The 303-nt window shown below is 42.6% G+C and carries 1 protein-coding gene; it reads left to right on the top strand.

Features of this window, described 5'->3' with window-relative positions; all coding sequences use genetic code 11:
• The coding region (locus F3J02_RS18370) for a hypothetical protein (protein WP_167251621.1) at positions 1-216 on the top strand (216 nt) is incomplete at its 5' end.
• Positions 217-303 lie beyond the last annotated feature (87 nt).

The raw sequence follows: 303 nt of genomic DNA, 5'->3' as shown, positions 1-303 counted from the left end.
ATCGATATAATTTCGGTTATTCACGCCATTGCAGTATGGCGTGGCTACAATGGCGTGAATAACCGAAATTATATCGATCCCAATCTGATTGCGGGTATCGAAGTTATTAAGGGCCCATCATTAGAGCGTAACACCACAACTTCAGTCGGTAGATCGGAAGCGCGTCGTGTAGGGAAAGCGCTTCTTCGCCGTCGTAGGTCTCGGTGGTGTCCGTAGCATTGAAAAACAATATCGGAGCAATCTCTGTAGATCGTAATATAGTAATCACTATGTGATAAGTTTTAGTAGGTTTTTTTTTTTTTC

It is taken from the genome of Acinetobacter sp. Tr-809 (assembly GCF_011753255.1).
Classification (GTDB): Bacteria; Pseudomonadota; Gammaproteobacteria; order Pseudomonadales; family Moraxellaceae; genus Acinetobacter.
Note: the sequence above shows the minus strand (reverse complement) of the source record. Positions and strands in the feature narration are given on the sequence as shown.